Source organism: Escherichia sp. MR (genome assembly GCF_005280595.1).
GTDB classification, from domain to species: domain Bacteria; phylum Pseudomonadota; class Gammaproteobacteria; order Enterobacterales; family Enterobacteriaceae; genus Escherichia; species Escherichia ruysiae.
Genome location: NZ_SZVK01000036.1, coordinates 14,422 through 32,088, shown reverse-complemented (window position 1 = coordinate 32,088; position 17,667 = coordinate 14,422). Strand labels below are relative to the sequence as shown.

8 protein-coding genes are annotated in these 17,667 nt (G+C 50.6%); 7 read left to right on the top strand and 1 reads right to left on the bottom strand.

What is annotated here, in order from left to right:
* Window positions 1-77: 77 nt before the first annotated feature.
* The 4 genes from FC814_RS15315 (at window position 78) to FC814_RS22965 (ending at window position 9,521) form a co-directional block, all read left to right on the top strand.
* A complete protein-coding gene (locus tag FC814_RS15315; RefSeq protein WP_137326147.1) occupies window positions 78-2,717 on the top strand; it encodes a YdbH family protein in 2,640 nt (879 codons plus the stop codon).
* On the top strand, window positions 2,714-2,899 hold the full coding sequence (locus FC814_RS15310; RefSeq protein ID WP_000706311.1) for a YnbE family lipoprotein: 186 nt from the start codon (window positions 2,714-2,716) through the stop codon (window positions 2,897-2,899). The genes FC814_RS15315 and FC814_RS15310 overlap by 4 nt, the downstream gene beginning before the upstream one ends.
* Before the next feature lie 7 nt (window positions 2,900-2,906).
* On the top strand, window positions 2,907-3,230 hold the full coding sequence (locus FC814_RS15305; RefSeq protein WP_000831643.1) for a YdbL family protein: 324 nt from the start codon (window positions 2,907-2,909) through the stop codon (window positions 3,228-3,230).
* 405 nt (window positions 3,231-3,635) lie between these two features.
* Window positions 3,636-9,521, top strand: a complete 5,886-nt coding sequence (locus tag FC814_RS22965; RefSeq protein ID WP_205713603.1) for an autotransporter outer membrane beta-barrel domain-containing protein — start codon at window positions 3,636-3,638, stop codon at window positions 9,519-9,521.
* A 139-nt stretch (window positions 9,522-9,660) separates the two neighbouring features.
* Here the strand turns inward: FC814_RS22965 and azoR are convergent, their stop codons facing one another.
* Window positions 9,661-10,266: an FMN-dependent NADH-azoreductase gene (gene azoR / locus FC814_RS15295; protein ID WP_032225131.1), complete on the bottom strand. Its 606-nt coding sequence runs from the start codon at window positions 10,264-10,266 to the stop codon at window positions 9,661-9,663.
* Window positions 10,267-10,466: 200 nt separating this feature from the next.
* Here azoR and hrpA point away from each other — a divergent pair, with 200 nt between their 5' ends.
* The 3 genes from hrpA (at window position 10,467) to FC814_RS15280 (ending at window position 17,662) form a co-directional block, all read left to right on the top strand.
* Window positions 10,467-14,369, top strand: a complete 3,903-nt coding sequence (gene hrpA / locus FC814_RS15290) for an ATP-dependent RNA helicase HrpA (RefSeq protein WP_137326146.1) — start codon at window positions 10,467-10,469, stop codon at window positions 14,367-14,369.
* A 271-nt stretch (window positions 14,370-14,640) separates the two neighbouring features.
* A complete protein-coding gene (gene ydcF / locus FC814_RS15285; protein WP_137326145.1) occupies window positions 14,641-15,441 on the top strand; it encodes a DUF218 domain-containing protein YdcF in 801 nt (266 codons plus the stop codon).
* A gap of 526 nt (window positions 15,442-15,967) precedes the next feature.
* On the top strand, window positions 15,968-17,662 hold the full coding sequence (locus FC814_RS15280) for a DUF2235 domain-containing protein (RefSeq protein ID WP_137326144.1): 1,695 nt from the start codon (window positions 15,968-15,970) through the stop codon (window positions 17,660-17,662).
* Window positions 17,663-17,667 lie beyond the last annotated feature (5 nt).

The window sequence follows — 17,667 nt, the reverse complement described above, 5'->3', positions numbered from 1 at the left end:
TCAACTGAACGGTTAAACATGCCACAATACCCGTATTGAATGCTTAATTTTTCGCTAAATCAGGATATTAACTACCCATGTTGGGTAAATATAAAGCTGTTCTCGCGCTGCTATTACTGATTATTCTTGTGCCGTTGACGTTGCTAATGACGCTCGGATTGTGGGTTCCCACGCTGGCGGGCATCTGGCTACCGCTCGGGACACGTATTGCATTAGATGAAAGCCCACGCATTACGCGTAAAGGTTTAATCATTCCCGATCTCCGTTATCTGGTGGGAGATTGTCAGCTTGCGCATATCACCAACGCCAGCCTTTCACATCCCAGCCGCTGGTTATTGAACGTTGGCACGGTAGAACTTGATTCTGCTTGCCTGGCGAAATTGCCGCAGACAGAGCAATCTCCAGCCGCCCCGAAAACCCTCGCGCAGTGGCAGGCCATGTTGCCTAACACCTGGATCAATATCGATAAACTGATTTTTTCTCCCTGGCAGGAATGGCAGGGAAAACTCTCTCTCGCATTAACCTCTGATATCCAGCAACTGCGTTATCAGGGCGAAAAAGTTAAATTTCAAGGCCTGCTTAAAGGGCAACAATTTACAGTCAGCGAACTGGATGTTGCCGCGTTTGAAAATCAGCCGCCGGTAAAACTGGTGGGGGAATTTACTCTGCCGCTAGTGCCGGATGGGCTTCCTGTAAGTGGTCATGCTACCGCGACGTTGAATTTGCCGCAGGAACCGTCGCTGGTGGATGCTGAACTCGAGTGGCAGGAAAATAGCGGGCAATTGATTGTGATGGCACGAGATACCGGCGATCCGTTGCTCGATTTACCGTGGGAAATTACCCGTCAGCAATTGACTGTCAGTGATGGTCGCTGGAGCTGGCCATATGAAGGTTTTCCCCTTAGTGGGCGATTGGGTGTCAAAGTCGATAACTGGCAGGCCGGGCTTGAGAACGCATGGGTTAGTGGTCGACTGAGTGTGCTGACCCAGGGGCAAGCAGGTAAGGGCAATGCGGTGCTTAATTTTGGCCCAGGAAAATTAAGCATGGATAACAGTCAGATGCCACTGCAACTGACCGGTGAAGCGAAACAGGCGGATCTTATTTTATATGCTCGCTTACCGGCGCAGTTAAGCGGAAGTCTGGCTGACCCAACGCTGGCCTTTGAACCTGGCGCGTTATTACGTTCAAAGGGAAGAGTCATCGATTCACTGGACATCGATGAAATTCGCTGGCCTTTAGCGGGAGTAAAAGTCACCCAACGTGGTATTGACGGGCGTTTACAGGCCATTTTGCAGGCACATGAAAATGAACTGGGCGACTTTGTGCTGCATATGGATGGTCAGGCGAATGATTTTCTCCCTGATGCAGGACGCTGGCAGTGGCGTTACTGGGGAAAAGGCAGTTTTACCCCGATGAATGCCACCTGGGATGTCGCAGGAAAAGGTGAGTGGCATGACAGCACGATTACGCTTACCGATCTTTCGACCGGTTTCGACCAGTTGCAATATGGCACGATGACGGTAGAAAAGCCGCGCTTAATTCTTGAGAAACCTGTTGTCTGGGTACGCGACACGCAGAATCCGTCTTTTAGTGGTGCGCTTTCGCTGGATGCAGGGCAAACGCTTTTCACGGGGGGCAGCGTGTTACCGCCATCAACCTTAAAATTTAGTGTTGAAGGGTGCGAACCAACTTATTTCCTCTTCAAAGGCGATTTACATGCTGGCGAGATTGGTCCGGTACGGGTAAATGGTCGCTGGGACGGTATTCGTCTGCGCGGTAACGCCTGGTGGCCTAAACAATCACTCACTGTATTTCAGCCGCTGGTGCCACCTGACTGGAAGATGAACCTACGCGATGGCGAGCTGTATGCTCAGGTAGCCTTTTCCGCTGCGCCTGATCAAGGCTTCCGTGCGGGAGGGCACGGCGTGTTGAAAGGCGGTAGTGCCTGGATGCCAGATAATCAGGTTAACGGTGTCGATTTTGTCCTGCCTTTCCGTTTTGCCGATGGAGCCTGGCATCTGGGGACTCGCGGCCCCGTTACGTTGCGAATTGCCGAAGTGATTAATCTGGTGACAGCGAAAAATATTACGGCTGATTTGCAAGGGCGCTATCCGTGGACAGAAGAAGAACCATTGCTGTTGACTGATGTTAGCGTTGATGTGTTAGGCGGTAACGTGCTGATGAAACAATTACGTATGCCGCAGCACGATCAGGCGCTATTGCGCCTGAATAATCTCTCATCCAGCGAACTGGTTAGCGCCGTCAATCCGAAACAATTCGCCATGTCCGGGGCATTTAGTGGTGCACTGCCGTTATGGCTAAACAATGAAAAATGGATAGTGAAAGACGGTTGGCTGGCAAATAGCGGGCCAATGACCTTACGTCTGGATAAAGACACTGCGGATGCAGTAGCAAAAGACAATATGACCGCTGGAACCGCCATCAACTGGTTGCGCTATATGGAAATTAATCGATCATCGACAAAAATTAATTTAGATAATCTCGGTGTGTTAACCATGCAGGCAACGATTAGCGGTAATAGTCGGGTTGATGGCAAAACAGGCACTGTGAATCTTAATTACAGTCACGAAGAGAATATTTTTACGTTATGGCGCAGTTTACGCTTTGGCGATAATCTCCAGGCGTGGCTGGAACAGAATGCCCGTATCCCGGAAAATGACTGCCCGTCAGGAAAAGAATGTGAGGAAATACAATGAAAATAGTGATAGCCGCGCTCGCGTCCTCTTTTATGTTGGTTGGTTGCACTCCGCGCATAGAGGTGGCTGCGCCGAAGGAGCCAATCACCATTAATATGAACGTTAAAATTGAGCATGAGATCATCATCAAAGCGGACAAAGATGTTGAAGACCTGCTTAAAACTCGTAGCGATCTTTTTTGAGGTCATGATGAAAAGAACATTACTCATAATAGTGTGGATTATTGGCCTGATGAGTAGCAGTGCGATGGCATTAACTCTGAATGAAGCCAGAAGTCAGGGGCGGGTCGGTGAAACGCTTAATGGTTACCTGGTGGCGCTGGAAACGGATGCTGAAACACAGGCATTGGTAAGAGATATTAATGAAGCTCGTAATCGTAGTTACCAGCAACTGGCAAAACAGAATAATGTATCCACAGATGAGATAGCGAAACTGGCAGGGCAAAAACTTGTCGCGCGTGCGAAGCCGGGTGAATATGTACAGGGGATTAATGGTATATGGTTGCGAAAATAAATTATATTTCACAACAACATGTTTATTATATATGTTTATATGATTCTTTGTGTTTTTAGCCAGGCAAGTCTTATTAACTGATCTGCTTATATATTCTATTATTATCTCGTCTGTTAATTACAATTCATCATTTGTGTGGATGTGAGCCAATAATCTATTCATGATGTAAATGGATTATTAATGTCTTTTTCTCGCCTGTTTTTAATTATTGTTTGAAATGACTTGCTCGCAGAATATAATTTAATAAATGCTCTGATGTGGTTTTTAAACTGCTTCGACTTAATATTCACCATACAAATAACATAACTATTATTTAATGAATGTTTCGTTGCAGGCATTTAGTGCTTTCTGTTTTTACGTTTTGCGTAGTTTGTTACGCGGGAACTATTTTTTAAGGAGTTATATATGCAAAGGAAAAAATTGTTGTCTGTATGTGTTGCGATGGCGTTAAGTAGCCAGACATGGGCTGCGGATACCACTACAACCGAGTCAGCAGACGAAACACGGAAATCCAGCAAAATATCATGTCCGGCAAATATTCAAATATTAAATAAAGAACAGCTTGAACATTTACCTGCAGAATGTAGAGATCTTAAAGACAGTGCCGTTTTACCCTGGGCCGCCGCTGGTCTGGCGGCGGTAGTAACTGGTGTCGCGGTCTATGCCCTACACGATGATAATAATCATCACGACGATCCGTCTCCGGTGCCGGATGATGGCGGTAATACACCAGTACCACCGGATGATGGCGGAGACACGCCAGTACCGCCGGATGACAAACCGGATCCGATCAAATACAACAACAACGTTACTTGGGATCAAGCTGAAAAAACGGTGCAGATCCGTAATGCAACCTTTACCTACACCGAGAATGCGGATGGCAGCTATACCCTGACGGCAAAAGATGGTCGCCAGACAATCGTTAAGCAGTGGAAAGTAAATGAAGACAGCAACACGGCAGTCTTCGAAGGCGTTAACAAAGCGGGCGGAATCATCTGGAGCTACGACGACGAAGGCAAAATCCACATCACCAAAGAAGCCGGCGTGGTGGTTGATGGAACAACAGGCAACGATATCAAAGTGAGTGACGCCATTATTACCGACCTGGGCGGCAACACTGCGCTGAATGGCGGTACGGTAATGACCGTGGAAGGCGATAATATTGTTCTGAACAATGACGGGAAAACCACTGCGATTGGCGAAGGTTCCGTGGTGGGTATCCTGACTGGTGATGACATCACCATCAATAACAATGGCGAAACCGAAGTGGATGGCGGTACAGCCGTTATTGTTAACGGCAACAACTCGACGATTAATACCCAGGGCGACGCCATATTTACCAACGGCGGTACAGGTAGTCTGATTAACGGTGACGATGCCGCTATCGATAATAAAGGGAATATGACCGTCGATGGCGAAAACTCGGCGGCGACCAAAATTGTTGGTAATGACGCACTTATCAGGCAGGAAGGCGATCTTTACGTCAGTGGCGCTGCACACGGTATTGACGTTACGGGGAATGGCACCATTGTCAGTAACAAAGGCAATATTACCGTGGTGGATGATAAATCCATCGGCGTATTGCTGGATGGCAGTGACGCCACGTTCATGAACATTGGTGATATTACTGTTGGTGATAAGGGGCACGAAGGTAATCCATTCGGTGTGCTGATCGATGGCGATAATGCAACCTTTGTCAACGTGGGGGATATCACCACTAACAATAGCGGTACAGGAATTAAAGTTGCCGGTAACGAAGGTAGTGTTTCACTTTCAGGCAAGATGTCTGTTAACGACGCCACTACGGGTCTGGAAGTAAACGGCAACGATAACAGCATCACGCTGACAACGTATGAGCTGAGCATTGCGGGCGAAAATGCGACGGGCGTAAATTTATCTGGCAACGGCAACAATCTTGAAATTTCCGGTGATATGTCCGTAGATGGTAAAAATACCGTCGGAACGCGAGTTATGGGTGATGATGTAAGCATTCTTCAGAACGGCGATCTTTACGTCAGTGGTTCCTCGCATAGCATTGATATAAAAGGTAAAAATGCCAAAATTGGCAATACTGGTAAAATCACCGTTATCGACAAAGATTCTGTTGGTGTACTGATCGAAGGTGATGATGAGCAGTTCGGTAACATCGGTGAACTTAATGTTTCGCAAAATGCCATTGGTGTTTCCCTCGTTGGCGATCGTGAACTGGTGTCTCTGCGTGGCGATATAAATGTCACGCATGAGCGGGATGACAGCGGTAATTTCCAGGGGGCGACGGGCATAAGTATTGCCGGAAATGATAGCCAGGTAACGCTGGAGGGTGACATCAATCTGGCCTCAGATATGAGCACATCGCCGACGACATCCGATGAACATCTTAACGGTTTAATTGTTACCGGTGAAAATAACACGGTTAATTTAAGCGGTAATTTAAATATTGAAGCCTACTCTCCTTTATTTGGTGCTGCACACGGCGAACAGCCTGAACTGGATGGTGTGGTTGTTATTGGGGATGATAATGTCATTAATCTGAATGGCGGTATAAATATAACAGGGGATACCGGCGGTCATGTTATTAATGGTATTAATGTCTCTGGTAAGAGTACGGTTAATATCAGTGGGCATTCTGTTCTGGATGTTACCGCAGTGCGCAGTACAGTGTCGCTTTTTTATGTTACGGGAGGCGGTCAGGTTATAATTGATGAAAACTCCGTTACGGATATTTTCAGTCCGGTTCGCGACTCCAATTTTTTTGGTCATAACTCGATCATTTCGGCGAATGGTATTGGTTCGAGTGCAGAGAATAAAGGAATCATTAACGCCTCGGCGGCGAAAGAAATCATGACTGCTGTTAGCGGTGCCAGGATCGTCAATACTGGAACAATGAATGTTAAAACCGGAACAGACAGTTCGAGTGATGGTAAAACAGCAGTAATGCGCTCTAACGGGCAAGATAGCTTCGCATCCAATGCCTCAGGTGGGGTAATTAATCTGACATCTACGCTCTCTCCGGTTGGTGGAGGGGGAGAAGGCGCTTATCCCCTGGGATGGCTTAACAGAACCTACTACGCGGTGCTCGCAAGCGGTTATGGGGAAGCCGAAAACCAAAGTGGCGCGACAATCAATCTGCACGGCGCAGGAACCTATGGGGTTTCTGCATCAAAAGGTACCGCCAGCAATGACGGAGAAATAAACGTCGATAGCTTTATTCCGACTATGGATGAGAACGGCGATATCACCAGTGAAACTTATTGGCAAACTGATACTGTTTACTTGATGGGCGGTGGTATGCTGATAGGCTCAACCGACGCCGGTTGGGCTGATGCTACCGGGCTAAATACCGGAACCATCAACGTCAAGAATGAAGGTTTTGGTATGCTAGCACTTAATGGCGGTACAGCGGTAAACCAGGGCACCATTAACCTGACGGCGGATGAAAACGTCACTAAGCAGCAGGATAACCAGCTATTTGCGATGGGCGCGATTGGCAGTGGCGTGGCGATTAACGACAAGACCGGCGTGATTAATATTAATACCGGTGTCGGCCAGGCTTTTTATACCGACGGTTCAGGCACCATTATTAATTACGGTACCATTTGCACGCTGGGCGTTTGTGAAAATTCCAGTGAGTATAACCCGACCGATCCGGCAGTTAGCCTGGTCTACACCGGGGGAGACACGCTCAGCACCGAAGGGCAGTCAACGAATTTCGCTCAGTCTGTGGTGATTACTAACACCACGCCAGGCAGCGTCATCAACTCCGGTACGATTTCTGGCCCAGTGGTGACGGTGCTGAACGGTGAACTGGAAAATACCGCAACAGGAATTATCAATAACCTGATAAAACTGAACGAAGGTGGCGAGGTCGATAACGCGGGCACACTGAGCAATATCGATATTGATGGCGGCACGCTGAATAACGATGGCACGGTTTCTGGCCAGATAACAATGTATGCTGGCAAAAATACTTCGCAGGTGAACAATAACGGCACGATTAATAAACTGGTGCAGAAAGCAGGCGTCTTTAACAACAGTGGCACCGTCACCAGTCGCATCGACCAACAGAACGGCATCTTCAATAACCAAAAAGACGGCATTGTAAAACATGGTTCTAAATTAACCAATAATGCAGTGGTGAATAACGACGGCACCTGGATTCTGGGCAACAGCAGCGAAGACAGTAATGCCGGGATGCTGGAAATCGATAACAATGCCGTTTTTAACAACCACGGCGAATTTATTCTCGATAACAACAAAAACGCCGTTCACATCAACCAGTCTGGCACACTCTACAACACCGGGCATATGTCACTGACGAACTCCTCCCACAACGGCGCAGTCAATATTTGGGGGGGTAACGGGCGCTTTATTAACAATGGTAAAGTGGATTCAACCGCCAAATCAGTCGTTGTCAGCGCCAGTAACGCCGCAGCTACGGACGCGTTCTTCTGGAACATGAGTGAAGGTGAGATTAATTTCGATCATGATAACGCCAGCGCCGTGAAATTCACGCACACCAACTATGTCGCGCAGAATGACGGCACCATGAACATCAGCGGCAATAATACCGTGGCGATGGAAGGGAATAATAACACGCAACTGGTCAATAAGGGCATTATTAATCTGGGAACGGAAGGCACGACCGATACCGGCCTGATTGGTATGCAACTGGATGCCAATGCCACGGCGGACGCAGTTATTGAGAACAATGGCACCATTAATATCTATGCCAATGATTCTTATGCGTTCAGTATGCTGGGGACGAATGGCCACGTAGTCAACAACGGTACGGTAGTGATCGCCGATGGCGTAACCGGGTCAGGCCTGATCAAACAGGGCGACAGCGTGAACGTGGAAGGTATTAACGGTAACAACGGTAACTCCACCGAAGTCCATTACGGCGATTACACGTTGCCGGATGTGCCGAATACCACGGTGACATCGTTTGTTGATAATACAACGGGCGAAGAGAGCGGCACCAACAGCCTCAACGGCTACGTTGTGGGAACCAACGCTGATGGTAGCGCCGGTAAGCTGAAAGTAAACAATGCCAGCATGAGCGGCGTGGAAATCAACACCGGCTTCGCCGCAGGCACAGCAGACACTACAGTCACCTTCGATAACGTGGTGCAGGGCAGTAACCTGACGGATGCTGATGCCATCACCTCCACCTCTGTGGTGTGGAATGCGCAGGGTAGCACCGATGCCAGCGGTAACGTTGACGTCACCATGAACAAAAACGCTTATACCGATGTGGCTACCGATGCCTCGGTGAATGATGTTGCGCAGGCGCTGGACGCGGGTTACACCAATAACGAGCTATACACCAGTCTGAACGTAGGCACCACGGCGGAGCTTAACAGTGCGCTTAAGCAAATCAGCGGCAGTCAGGCGACCACCGTATTCCGTGAAGCACGGGTGTTAAGCAACCGCTTCAGTATGCTGGCGGATGCCGCACCGAAGGTGGGCAACGGTCTGGCGTTCAACGTGGTGGCAAAAGGCGATCCGCGCGCGGAACTGGGCAACGACACGCAATATGACATGTTGGCGCTGCGTAAAACTCTCGACCTGAGTGAAAGCCAGAGCCTGAGCCTGGAGTATGGGATCGCCCGTCTGGATGGTAACGGTTCTGACTCGGCAGGGGACAACGGCGTAACCGGCGGCTACAGCCAGTTCTTTGGACTGAAGCACCAGATGGCGTTCGAAAACGGGATGAGCTGGAATAACGCCCTGCGTTATGATGTTCATAACCTCGACAGCAGCCGTGCCGTAGCCTACGGCGACGTCAGTAAAACAGCCGATACCAACGTGAAACAGCAGTACCTGGAGTTCCGCAGCGAAGGGGCGAAAACCTTTGAACCACGCGAAGGGTTGAAAATAACGCCGTATGCCGGAGTGAAACTGCGCCACACGCTGGAAGGCGGTTATCAGGAACGCAACGCCGGTGACTTTAACCTGAATATGAACAGCGGCAGCGAAACGGCGGTGGACGGCATCGTTGGCCTGAAACTGGACTATGCAGGTAAAGACGGCTGGAGCGCGAACGCGACGCTGGAAGGTGGCCCAAACCTGAGTTATGCGAAGAGCCAGCGTACAGCAAGTCTTGCCGGAGCTGGCAGTCAGTACTTTAATGTTGACGACGGGCAGAAGGGCGGCGGTATCAATAGCCTGGCAAGCGTTGGCGTGAAGTACAGCAGCAAAGAAAGTTCGCTGCATCTGGACGCTTACCACTGGAAAGAGGACGGCATCAGCGATAAAGGCGTGATGCTGAACTTTAAGAAAACGTTCTGATTTTTAATCTGCGACACAAAAACCGCAACGCTGATACAGGTTGCGGTTTTTTTATTGTTATCCCTAAACAACCTCCTCAAGAGGTCGTTCAGGGATAACAATAAAAAGCCTCCCACAGTTGCAGGAGGCCTCTTAAAACTTATGCTGTAACAACTTCGTCAATTGCTGCTTTGGCGTCTGCCTGCGCTTTCGCCGCCATTTCCGGACCGTAGGCAATACCTTCCGCAAAGACGAATTTCACATCGGTAATACCGATAAAGCCCAGGAATGTAGACAGATACGGCGTCACCAGATCCGTCGGCCCATCTTTATGGATACCGCCACGGCTGGTAATCACGATGGCTTTTTTACCGGTTACCAGACCTTCCGGACCGTTCTCGGTGTAGCGGAAAGTAACGCCTGCACGCGCAACTAGGTCAAAATAGTTTTTCAGTTGAGTCGAGATGTTGAAGTTGTACATCGGTGCCGCAATTACGATAACGTCATGGGCTTTCAGCTCGGCAATCAGCTCATCGGAAAGAGCCAGAGCTTCCTGCTGACGCGGGGTCAGCGGCGCATCGCTCGGACGCAGAGCGCCAACCAGTTCGCCATCCAGCACCGGAATCGGATTTGCAGCCAGGTCACGCACGGTGATTTCATCAGCAGTGTGCTTTTCGCGCCATTGTTCAACAAAATAATCGGACAACAAATTAGACTGAGAGTACCCTGCCAGGATGCTGGATTTAAGAACTAATACCTTGCTCATGGTGTTTCCTTATAGATGTTTGAATGGGCGATGCCCCGTTGCTTGTTGACACTTTATTCACAATCCTGCCACAGAGATAGCGCAATAAATCGAAGTCTATGTTCGAATTTATTGAACAACGCATAGAGAGCCGCGATGTGGTACTCTATATCTATCATTTAAAAGAAAATTAATCAGGCAGACTACTGCCCACTAACGTTATGACAGAACAACAAAAATTGACCTTTACTGCTTTGCAGCAGCGGCTGGATTCGCTGATGCTGCGCGACAGACTGCGTTTTTCTCGCCGTCTGCACGGTGTGAAGAAGGTTAAAAATCCTGATGCACAACAGGCCATTTTCCAGGAAATGGCAAAAGAGATTGACCTGACAGCAGGGAAAGTCCTGCTGCGTGAAGCGGCGCGTCCGGAGATTACTTATCCGGAAAATTTACCGGTTAGTCAGAAAAAACAGGACATTCTCGAAGCGATTCGCGATCACCAGGTCGTCATTGTCGCCGGTGAAACGGGTTCCGGTAAAACTACCCAGTTACCGAAAATCTGTATGGAGCTGGGGCGCGGGATTAAAGGGTTGATCGGCCATACCCAGCCGCGTCGCCTGGCGGCACGAACGGTAGCGAACCGTATTGCTGAAGAGTTGCAGACCGAGCCCGGTGGTTGTATCGGTTATAAGGTTCGTTTTAGCGATCACGTAAGCGACAATACGATGGTCAAACTGATGACTGACGGTATCTTGCTGGCGGAAATCCAGCAGGATCGCCTGCTGATGCAGTATGACACTATCATCATCGACGAAGCGCACGAGCGTAGCCTGAACATTGATTTTCTGCTCGGTTATCTGAAAGAGTTGCTGCCGCGTCGTCCAGATCTGAAAGTGATCATCACCTCGGCGACCATCGATCCTGAACGTTTCTCACGCCACTTTAATAATGCGCCGATTATCGAAGTTTCCGGTCGCACTTATCCGGTGGAAGTGCGCTATCGTCCGATTGTTGAAGAAGCGGATGACACCGAACGAGACCAGTTGCAGGCCATTTTCGATGCCGTAGAAGAGCTAAGCCAGGAAAGTCCTGGTGATATCCTGATCTTTATGAGCGGCGAGCGGGAAATTCGCGATACCGCCGATGCGCTGAACAAGCTGAATCTGCGTCATACCGAAATATTGCCGCTTTACGCACGACTATCTAACAGCGAACAAAACCGCGTCTTCCAGTCGCACAGCGGACGGCGCATTGTGCTGGCGACCAACGTCGCGGAAACGTCGCTGACCGTACCGGGTATTAAATACGTTATCGATCCCGGTACGGCGCGTATCAGCCGCTATAGCTATCGCACGAAAGTGCAGCGTTTGCCGATTGAGCCGATTTCGCAGGCTTCTGCTAATCAGCGTAAAGGTCGCTGCGGACGTGTGTCAGAAGGGATCTGTATTCGTCTCTATTCCGAAGACGATTTTCTCTCGCGCCCGGAGTTTACCGACCCGGAAATTCTGCGTACCAACCTGGCCTCGGTTATTTTGCAGATGACCGCGCTGGGGCTGGGCGATATCGCTGTGTTCCCGTTTGTCGAAGCACCGGATAAACGTAATATCCAGGATGGCGTGCGTCTGCTCGAAGAGCTGGGCGCGATCACCACTGATGAACAGGCCAGCGCCTATAAACTGACGCCGCTCGGTCGTCAGCTCTCGCAGTTGCCTGTCGACCCACGTCTGGCGCGGATGGTGCTGGAAGCGCAAAAACATGGCTGCGTGCGTGAGGCGATGATTATCACGTCCGCGCTCTCCATTCAGGATCCGCGCGAACGTCCGATGGACAAACAGCAGGCATCGGATGAGAAACATCGTCGTTTCCACGATAAAGAGTCCGACTTCCTCGCGTTTGTAAATCTGTGGAATTATCTTGGCGAGCAGCAAAAGGCGCTTTCTTCTAACGCCTTCCGTCGCCTGTGTCGTACCGATTATCTCAACTATCTGCGGGTGCGCGAATGGCAGGATATCTACACCCAGTTGCGCCAGGTAGTAAAAGAACTTGGCATTCCGGTTAACAGCGAACCGGCGGAGTATCGCGAAATTCATATCGCCTTACTGACCGGTTTGCTTTCGCATATCGGCATGAAAGATGCCGATAAACAGGAATATACCGGCGCACGTAACGCGCGTTTCTCCATCTTCCCCGGTTCTGGTTTATTCAAAAAGCCACCGAAATGGGTAATGGTGGCGGAACTGGTAGAAACCAGCCGTCTGTGGGGGCGTATTGCGGCACGCATCGATCCGGAATGGGTAGAACCCGTCGCTCAGCATTTGATTAAACGCACCTACAGCGAACCGCACTGGGAACGGGCGCAAGGCGCGGTGATGGCAACGGAAAAAGTCACCGTTTACGGGTTGCCAATTGTTGCTGCGCGTAAGGTCAACTACAGCCAGATTGATCCGGCATTATGTCGTGAACTCTTTATTCGCCACGCGCTGGTGGAAGGTGACTGGCAGACGCGGCACGTATTCTTCCGCGAAAACCTGAAACTGCGGGCGGAAGTAGAAGAGCTGGAACACAAATCACGTCGGCGCGATATTCTGGTGGACGACGAAACGTTGTTTGAGTTTTACGACCAGCGCATCAGCCACGATGTGATCTCCGCACGTCACTTCGACAGCTGGTGGAAAAAAGTCAGCCGCGAAACGCCTGATTTGCTCAACTTTGAAAAGAGCATGTTGATCAAAAAAGGTGCGGAAAAAATCAGCAAGCTGGATTACCCGAACTTCTGGCATCAGGGCAATCTCAAGCTGCGTTTAAGTTATCAGTTTGAGCCGGGGGCGGATGCGGACGGCGTGACGGTACATATTCCGCTGCCGTTACTTAACCAGGTGGAAGAGAGCGGTTTTGAGTGGCAGATCCCCGGTCTGCGCCGCGAACTGGTGATTGCTCTGATTAAATCGTTGCCGAAACCGGTACGGCGTAATTTTGTACCCGCGCCAAACTACGCCGAAGCGTTCTTAGGCCGCGTCACGCCACTGGAGCTGCCGTTGCTCGACAGCCTTGAGCGCGAGCTGCGGCGGATGACCGGCGTTACCGTTGACCGCGAGGACTGGCACTGGGATCAGGTGCCCGATCACCTGAAAATCACCTTCCGCGTGGTGGATGACAAAAACAAGAAGCTAAAAGAAGGGCGCTCGCTACAAGATCTGAAAGACGCGCTGAAAGGCAAAGTGCAGGAAACGCTGTCTGCGGTGGCGGATGACGGTATCGAGCAGAGCGGCTTACATATCTGGAGCTTTGGGCAACTGCCGGAAAGCTACGAGCAGAAGCGCGGCAACTACAAAGTGAAGGCGTGGCCGGCGCTGGTGGATGAGCGCGACAGTGTGGCGATCAAACTGTTTGATAATCCGCTGGAACAGAAGCAAGCGATGTGGAACGGTCTTCGCCGTTTGCTACTGCTGAATATTCCATCGCCGATCAAGTACTTGCATGAAAAGTTACCAAACAAAGCCAAGTTAGGGCTGTACTTTAACCCGTATGGCAAAGTGCTGGATCTGATCGACGACTGTATCTCCTGCGGTGTGGATAAATTGATCGATGCCAACGGTGGCCCTGTCTGGACGGAAGAAGGCTTTGCTGCGCTGCATGAAAAAGTGCGTGCCGAACTGAACGATACGGTGGTGGATATTGCGAAGCAGGTCGAGCAAATCCTCACAGCGGTGTTCAATATCAATAAACGCCTGAAAGGGCGCGTTGATATGACGATGGCGCTGGGACTTTCAGATATCAAAGCGCAGATGGGCGGGCTGGTATATCGCGGTTTTGTCACCGGTAACGGTTTCAAACGTCTGGGTGACACGCTGCGTTATTTGCAGGCGATTGAAAAACGACTGGAAAAACTGGCGGTTGACCCGCATCGTGACCGTGCTCAGATGCTGAAAGTCGAAAACGTTCAGCAGGCGTGGCAGCAGTGGATCAACAAACTGCCGCCAGCACGGCGTGAGGATGAAGACGTGAAAGAGATTCGCTGGATGATAGAGGAGTTGCGCGTCAGTTACTTCGCTCAACAACTTGGTACGCCTTATCCTATTTCTGACAAGCGTATTTTGCAGGCGATGGAGCAGATTAGCGGATAACGCTGCAATCTGGTTGATAAATCTAAAACCCGGTAAGCATTTAGCGCCGGGTTTTATATTAATTCTAAAAACGGTAAGGGCAAAATTCAGGAGTTCAGAAAAATACAATTCTCTGCTGCAAGATGAATAATGTTTATCTACAGCATTTCCTTAAAAGATATGTCAGGCTTGCGGAGTGGCGGTTAAGGAAATACGACTTCCTCCTTTCAGAGTGCTCCGCTTCTCACTATTATCTCACGCAGTATTCTTAAGGGAACGATAAGGAGGAACCATGAACATTACCCCGTTTCCGACGCTTTCGCCGGCAACCATAGATGCCATAAACGTTATCGGTCGATGGCTGGCGCAGGATGATTTCTCCGGTGCTGCTCCGTATCAGGCTGATTGCGTGATCCTTGCAGGTAATGCGGTTATCCCTACTATCGACGCCGCTTGCAAGATTGCCCGAGATCAGCAAATTCCTTTACTGATCAGCGGTGGTATCGGTCACTCGACAACGTTTTTATACAGTGCCATCGCCCGGCATCCGCATTACAACACCATTCGCACAACAGGCAGGTCAGAAGCTACCATCCTGGCGGATATTGCCCATCAGTTCTGGCATATTCCACATGAAAAAATCTTGATTGAAGACCAGTCAACAAACTGCGGAGAAAATGCCCGCTTCAGTATCGCGTTACTGAATCAGGCCAAAGAGCGGGTTCACACGGCTATCGTCGTGCAGGACCCCACCATGCAGCGGCGCACGATGGCGACGTTCCGCCGTATGACCGGGGACAACCCCGATGCACCACGCTGGTTAAGTTATCCGGGATTTATACCACAATTAGTGAATGACGCAGACAGTGTTGCATTTGCTAATCCACTGGAAGGATTATGGCCAGTTGAGCGTTATTTATCGCTTCTTACTGGCGAGCTACCTCGTTTGCGTGATGATAGCGATGGCTATGGGCCACGCGGGCGCGATTTTATCGTTCACGTTGACTTTCCCGCTGAAGTCACCCAGGCCTGGCAGACGCTGAAACACGACGCTGTGCTTATTGAAGCGATGGAAAGTCGTTCACTATGTTAAAAATTGCCCGTTTGTGAAATACCGTTGGCAAACGGGCATGACTCTTTACTTTTACTTCTGCCTTTTATTCCTTTCACACTTGTTTTTATGAAGCCCTTCACAGAATCGTTTTTCCACGATGCCGTCATCTACGATGATTGATGTTTACACAGGAACAGACTTTTTTGACCGGGACGAGTCGCGTTTGCTTACTGACGAGCTTTCCCTGCTAGCTGGAATGACCAATACAGGGCCATTATCCTGAATACACCTTCAGTTGTTGTGAATGCTATTGCTCAGCAGATCGGATGCACTCCGGTATCTCTTTCGCTTCAGGGACGGCAGGCTCCGCACCTTGTATCCTCCCGTTAAATCCGGGTGACAGAGCATATCAGTGGCTCCGTTGTTGTCGGTGAACACCAGGAATCCATACATTTGAATATGGCAACTGCATCTTGTGCAGAAGATAGAGCGTTGATTTTATTTAAGAACTGAAGGGGGGAGTATGATGTGCCTGATTTAACCTTTCAGACAAAATGGATTTTTTATGGCAGCAGGCGAGAATACTGAGCCGGGTAATACCGGCTATCACCGGTATGAAACTACCGGGGAGAACACGCACTACACCGATGTTTTATGCAGTGGAAAAGTCATCCGGTGCCGGCGGGTGCCGGTCAGAGGGATCACGCTGACGGTGGGGGTGTTCTTTGATGGTACCGGGAATAACCGGGCAAACGCAGACGATCTGCGGCTGGCGTATGCCCACTGCGCCGGTTTGGTCGGTGAGGAACGAGCCAGGGCGTGCGCGAAGTATGAAGAACACGCCAGAGAGGGGGCAGGCAACGCCAGCTGGCAGGGCGGCATCACCAATATTTCCCGGCTCAATGACCTTTACAAATCTGATACTGCCCTTGGTGAAGATGAGATGGAGGCGCAGGTGAAAGCCTACGTCAGCGGCATCGGGACGGCAGATGGGAAAAGCGACTCGTTGCTGGGGATGGGGCTGGGGCTGGGCAGCAGCCTTATCCGGCGGTTTGAGGGAGTGGTGACCAAGACCGATGAAGCTCTTGAGAAAATTGCTTCCGCACTGAATATATTTATCAGTCGTAACCGCGATAAAGCGGCGATCGCGAAGGTGCAGTTTGATGTGTTCGGGTTCAGTCGCGGCGCGGCAGCGGCACGGCACTTTGCCAACCGGGTGATGAACCAGGATACGGCGATAATGGCTGCAATAGAGAACGGGCTGGATATGTCCAGATACCATGGAAAACCTGCGGGAGAGGTGCGCTTTCTGGGGCTTTTTGACACAGTGGCAGCCATCGGGAGCCTGCTGAATTTCTACGATATTAACGGACGCAGTAATCCTGGTGTCAACCTTGAGCTGCGTCCTTCCGTGGCGCAGAAGGTGTTTCAGATAAGCGCAATGCACGAGTGCCGTTATAACTTCAGCCTGAACAGCATCGCGGGGATGTGGCCGGAGCTGGCACTGCCGGGGGCGCATTCGGACATTGGCGGTGGCTACAACGCGGGCGAGGATGAGATTTCCCTGCTGACGATGCCGGACTTTGACGTGATACCGGAGAGCGCGGACGAGACGCAGACTGCGGTGTACCGTCAGGCGGAGAAGATGCGTCAGGCGCTGTTTTCACTGCCGGCGCTGAAGTACCTGATGCCACACGGTAAGGTGGAGACAAAAATGATTTCGTGGCCGCTGGTTAACCTTGACAAGGCTCGGGCGTTTATTTTTGAGAAGAAAGCCGGCGCGGCGGTGTTTATGACGCGCAGGGCGGTGCCGAACGACTGGGAAAAGGTGTGTATGCGGGTGATGCTCGATGCGGCACAGGACGCCGGGGTAATATTTAGAGATATTGACCCGCAAAACCCTGACACAGCTCTTCCTGCTGAGCTGGTTCCCCTGTGTGACAAAGCAACAGCCCAGGGGCGTGCGATCCGGCGTGGCGCAGAGCCGGAGGGCTTCACGGCGGAGGAGATGCGAACCATCGGGCGTTATCTGCACTGTTCGGCGAACTGGAACATCGACTCGGACCTGAGCCTGTGGGTGAGTCCGTCCTCGGGAGAGGTTTTTCTGCGAAACCACTATGCGCCGACTGACGATCGCTCGTTCGTGTGGCCGATGGCTCCGGGCAAAGGGTGGGTGCGGACGATGTGGAGGATGGATGACCAGCAGCAGTGGGAAGACCGGGCGCGGGCGAACGTGGACGTGCTGGACGAACTGTTCTGAGGAGG

Bases quoted from the DNA above. Each gene is read 5' to 3' on its own strand.
- FC814_RS15315 (WP_137326147.1), top strand. From the start codon at position 78: ATGTTGGGTAAATATAAAGCTGTTCTCGCGCTGCTATTACTGATTATT.
- FC814_RS15310 (WP_000706311.1), top strand. From the start codon at position 2,714: ATGAAAATAGTGATAGCCGCGCTCGCGTCCTCTTTTATGTTGGTTGGT.
- FC814_RS15305 (WP_000831643.1), top strand. From the start codon at position 2,907: ATGAAAAGAACATTACTCATAATAGTGTGGATTATTGGCCTGATGAGT.
- FC814_RS22965 (WP_205713603.1), top strand. From the start codon at position 3,636: ATGCAAAGGAAAAAATTGTTGTCTGTATGTGTTGCGATGGCGTTAAGT.
- azoR (WP_032225131.1), bottom strand. From the start codon at position 10,266: ATGAGCAAGGTATTAGTTCTTAAATCCAGCATCCTGGCAGGGTACTCT.
- hrpA (WP_137326146.1), top strand. From the start codon at position 10,467: ATGACAGAACAACAAAAATTGACCTTTACTGCTTTGCAGCAGCGGCTG.
- ydcF (WP_137326145.1), top strand. From the start codon at position 14,641: ATGAACATTACCCCGTTTCCGACGCTTTCGCCGGCAACCATAGATGCC.
- FC814_RS15280 (WP_137326144.1), top strand. From the start codon at position 15,968: ATGGCAGCAGGCGAGAATACTGAGCCGGGTAATACCGGCTATCACCGG.